The organism is Armatimonadota bacterium, assembly GCA_020354555.1.
Lineage (GTDB): Bacteria > Armatimonadota > Hebobacteria.
This window is the reverse complement of sequence record CP070648.1, coordinates 3,030,781-3,034,540: the sequence shown is the minus strand read 5'-3', so window position 1 is coordinate 3,034,540 and position 3,760 is coordinate 3,030,781. Positions and strand designations below refer to the sequence as shown.

Sequence of the window (3,760 nt, the reverse complement as noted above, 5' to 3'; positions counted from 1 at the left end):
CCGCGGGAGTGTAAGGGCGGTCGCGACTCTCAAGCGCGGCAAGCAGCTCGCGGTCAGCCAAGGCATCCGCATAGGGGGGTGACGGGGACGCGCATTCAGCCGGTCGCTTCTCGTCGCGACCCAACCAGGCGTTGTAATGCGCCGCGTGCGTTGCCTGCGCGGAGGCCGGCAGGTCGCGGGCCAAGCCGTGCAGGATGCACGCCGCCCAGTCCTGCGCCGATACTGCCCGCGCCGGCGCGGGCGCCTGGTCGGAGAAATCGCGCCCGAGGCGCTCCGGCTTCGGGTCGAATAGCCGCTCCACCTCGTTGATGTAGAACGAGGGCAGGCTGTCCTTGGCTTTCTCATCCGCTGTGGGATACGAGAGATAGAGTCGCACGCCGGCGCAGGATACGGCCCGCCAGAACAGCAGCCGCTCCTCGGCCTGGCGGTCGTATGCGAGGTCGAGTTTGATGCGGTCGTCTACCGCTGCCAGGAGACGGCGTTCGCGATCGCGCAGGAACGGATCCTCGCGCACCTGGGCCGGGAAGACCTTCTCCAGGAGGTTGACCACGAAGACGATGCGGTAGACCTCTCCGCCGAGCCGCTGCGCGTCGAGGACCGCGACGCCTTCGGCCCGGCGCCGGTTCGCGTCATAAGTCGCCTCCGCGACAGCCCGCTCGATGTGCTCGCAGAAGCTCTCCCAGGTCAGCGCCGTACGTCCCGCGCGGCCGATGAACTCCACCTCGCCGACGAGCGCGTCGAGCTTGGCCTGCGCCGCGTCGTCATGCCGCCGGGCGAGGAGGTCGGTTCCACTCGCACGCTGCAAGTCTGCGAGGAACTCACGCACGGCCGCTACAATCTCGCCGACATCGCGCGCGCCGCGCAGCCGCTGCTCGAGATCGCGCACCCGGCCGAGTGCCTGCTCTCGCGCGTTGACGGTGTCATCGTCCGGCCACTTCGCGAACCACGGCTCCCGGCCGGTGTGCACGCCCTGCTGCCACGCGTTGACCTCGGCGCGCGCGCGGTCACGCGGATCGCCGGGCAGGCACGGTGACTTCAGCAGCGCGCCTACCGCGGGCGCCGGCCAGCCCTCGCGGATGACTCGCAGCGACTCCGTCAGGGCGCGCCCGGCGGCGCTGGCGGCGAGCCGCTCTCGTCGCTGCCGTACGGGCACGTCGTGCCGCGCGAGCGCGTGAGCGAACTGCTCATACGCCTCGGGACCGCGCGTGATGATCGCGATGTCGGAGTAGCACGCCTCCCCGCCGGCGACGAGCAGTTTGATCTGACGCGCTACCTCATCAGCCTCCAATCCGGGGCTGCCCGCCTCTAGGAATACGAGTGAACTGTCGGGTGGCTTAGGCTTGGCTTCCTCGCGGAAGATGTTGGCGGCGATGTGGGCGAGAGCGCCTTCATCGTCCCGCGGCACAGCGATACGCGGCTCGCAGCCAAGCGCCACGCGCAGCCCTGCGACGGTGCGCTCGCACGAGGCGAACGCTTCCGCGCGGCTCGGATCGTGGTTGAGGTGAACGAACACCTCCCCGGCCGAATCCGCGATGATCGCGATGAGCCGAAGCTGCACTTCGTTGAAGTTGCGAAAGCCGTCGAAGAAGACCACCGAAAGCTTGCCGAGCGTCTCGGGGTCCTTTTCCAGCTCGCTCACCGCGTGCCACATCAGGCCCTCGGCATCGTGCAGATCGTGATCGGTGAGCATCTCCTGATAGCGGCCGTAGAGCGTCAGGAGGTCGCGCAGCTTCGCGCGCAGGGCCGACTCAGCGCGCGGGAGCTTCTCGATGGCCCGTCCGAGGTCTTCCGGACGGATCATTGCGAGCTTCAACTCGCCGATGAGGTCGCCGAGCGCAGCGGGGAAGCCGGGGAAACGCTGCACTCGCGCGAGTGTGGGGATATCGGCGTTAGCCGCGATATCCTGGAGCAGCAGCGAGCGCTGAAGGTCGGACAGATTATGGCTGCCGAGCTTCGTCTTCTCGGCGATGTCGCGCGCGATCTGGTAGAAAGTGCGGATCGGGGCGCCGAGCAGACCGGGCACGCCGCAGTCGAGGAGCAACCGTTCCTCGAGTCGCCGGGCGGCGTCGCCGGTCGGGACGATGCACAGCGCCGAGCGCGACCTGTCATTGCCCAGGTATTGAGCCAGCCGCGACAGCCACTCGTCGCCCGCCGACTCGCGATAGGGTGCAATCAGAATCTCGACGCTCGCCATGCCGCTCGCGTACTCCCGTGCATAGACTCTTCTGCGAGCGGACGAGCGCACCTGCGGCGCTGCTCCCGCACCCGCCCAGTTGCATCCTCGGGCAGTTCGCGAACCGGCGACCGCACGTTATCACGCCTGCGCGGAGGCTCGACCGCGCCGTATCTCCTCGGTTGACCACCGGGAATCTTGACACGCGCCTGCGGCCATAGTACGCTTCCCCGTGTCCCGAGAGAGTTCCGGTTATCACCTGCGCGGCGCTCCGGCGGCGCCAGCACGGCCGCGTCACAAACAGCTCCCCCCGGACGGGGTTTGCGAGGCTGTTTGCCAGCAAGGCGCGCCCCGCGCTCGTAGGAGGGCCTGATTAGAGGAGGAAACGTGGAATGAAGGTGGTTCGATTCGCCCGGCCCGGCGCGCGTGAGAGTAGGGTCGGCATTCTGACTGACGCGGGTGTGCTCGATTTCTCCGCGGCCTACCGCGTGTACCGGCTGGCGGCCGACGGCTGCGACGTGCCGGTGTTCTGTGACTCGCTCGACCTGCTGCGCGCAGGGCTGTTTGCGCCCGACGTGTTCAAGGCAACGGCGGACTTCGTGTCCGCGCACGGCATGGAGGATGCGTTCACCGTTGAGAGCCCGCGGCTGCTGTCACCGCTGGCGCGGCCGCCGAAGATACTCGCGCTCGGGCGCAACTATCGCGCGCACGCGCTGGAAAGCGGCCTGGGCGTGCCCGACGAGCCCGTCTTCTTCTGCAAGGCGAGCACCGCGGTCATTGACCCCGAGCAGCCGGTGGTCATCAAGCGCGACCTGACGCGCGTTGACCCCGAGGTGGAACTCGCCGTCATCATCGGCGAGCGCGGCGCGGACATCCCCCCGGAGCGCGCGGCGTCGTTCGTCGCCGGCTACACCGTGCTCAACGACGTAACCGCCCGCGACATGCAGAAGGACGATCTGTCGAAAAGCAACCCGTGGTTCCGCTCCAAGGGCATAGACACGTTCTGTCCGCTGGGGCCGTGCATCGTGCTGCCCGACGAGATCCGGGAGCCGGTTGAACTCGACCTCGAGATGCGCGTCAACGGCGAGGTACGCCAGCGCGACAACACCGCGAGCCTTATGTTCAAGATCCCGTACCTCATCGAGTTCATCTCGCACCACATGACCATCGAGCCGGGCGACATTATCTCGACCGGCACGCCCGAGGGCATGGCTCCCATCAAGCCCGGCGACACGATGGAAGCGGAGGTGGAGGGTATCGGCATCCTGCGCAATCCGGTCGTCGGCGAGGAATGAGCGTGGCGCCGGTTGATGCCGAATACGCGCTGGCGCAACTGGAGGCGCTCGTCGCCATCGAGAGCCCCGCGCCGGCCGAGAGCCCGCTGGTTGACTACGTCGAGCGCGAACTGAACGCACTCGGCATGGCGACGCAGCGTGTGCCGTTGGAGCACGGGCGAGACAACCTGCTCGCGAGCGTCGGCGGCGGCAGCCCGATCGTTTGCCTCAACACTCATGCGGACACGGTGCCCCGGAGCGGCGAATCGCAGGCCCAGCCGCGGCGCGACGGCGACCGGCTCTGGGGCCTCGG

Annotated in this window: 3 protein-coding genes; 2 read left to right on the top strand and 1 reads right to left on the bottom strand. The window is 68.2% G+C overall.

The genetic code is table 11. The features are described from left to right. Window positions 1-2,194: hypothetical protein (locus JSV65_12425; GenBank protein UCH33374.1), on the bottom strand; the 2,194-nt coding region annotated here is incomplete at its 3' end. Between the two features lie 593 nt (window positions 2,195-2,787). Between JSV65_12425 and JSV65_12420 the strand changes: the two genes are divergently transcribed. After that, window positions 2,788-3,468, top strand: coding sequence for a fumarylacetoacetate hydrolase family protein (locus tag JSV65_12420; GenBank protein ID UCH36770.1), 681 nt, complete (start codon window positions 2,788-2,790; stop codon window positions 3,466-3,468). Between the two features lie 2 nt (window positions 3,469-3,470). Then, on the top strand, window positions 3,471-3,760 hold a 290-nt coding region (locus JSV65_12415; GenBank protein UCH33373.1), incomplete at its 3' end, for a hypothetical protein.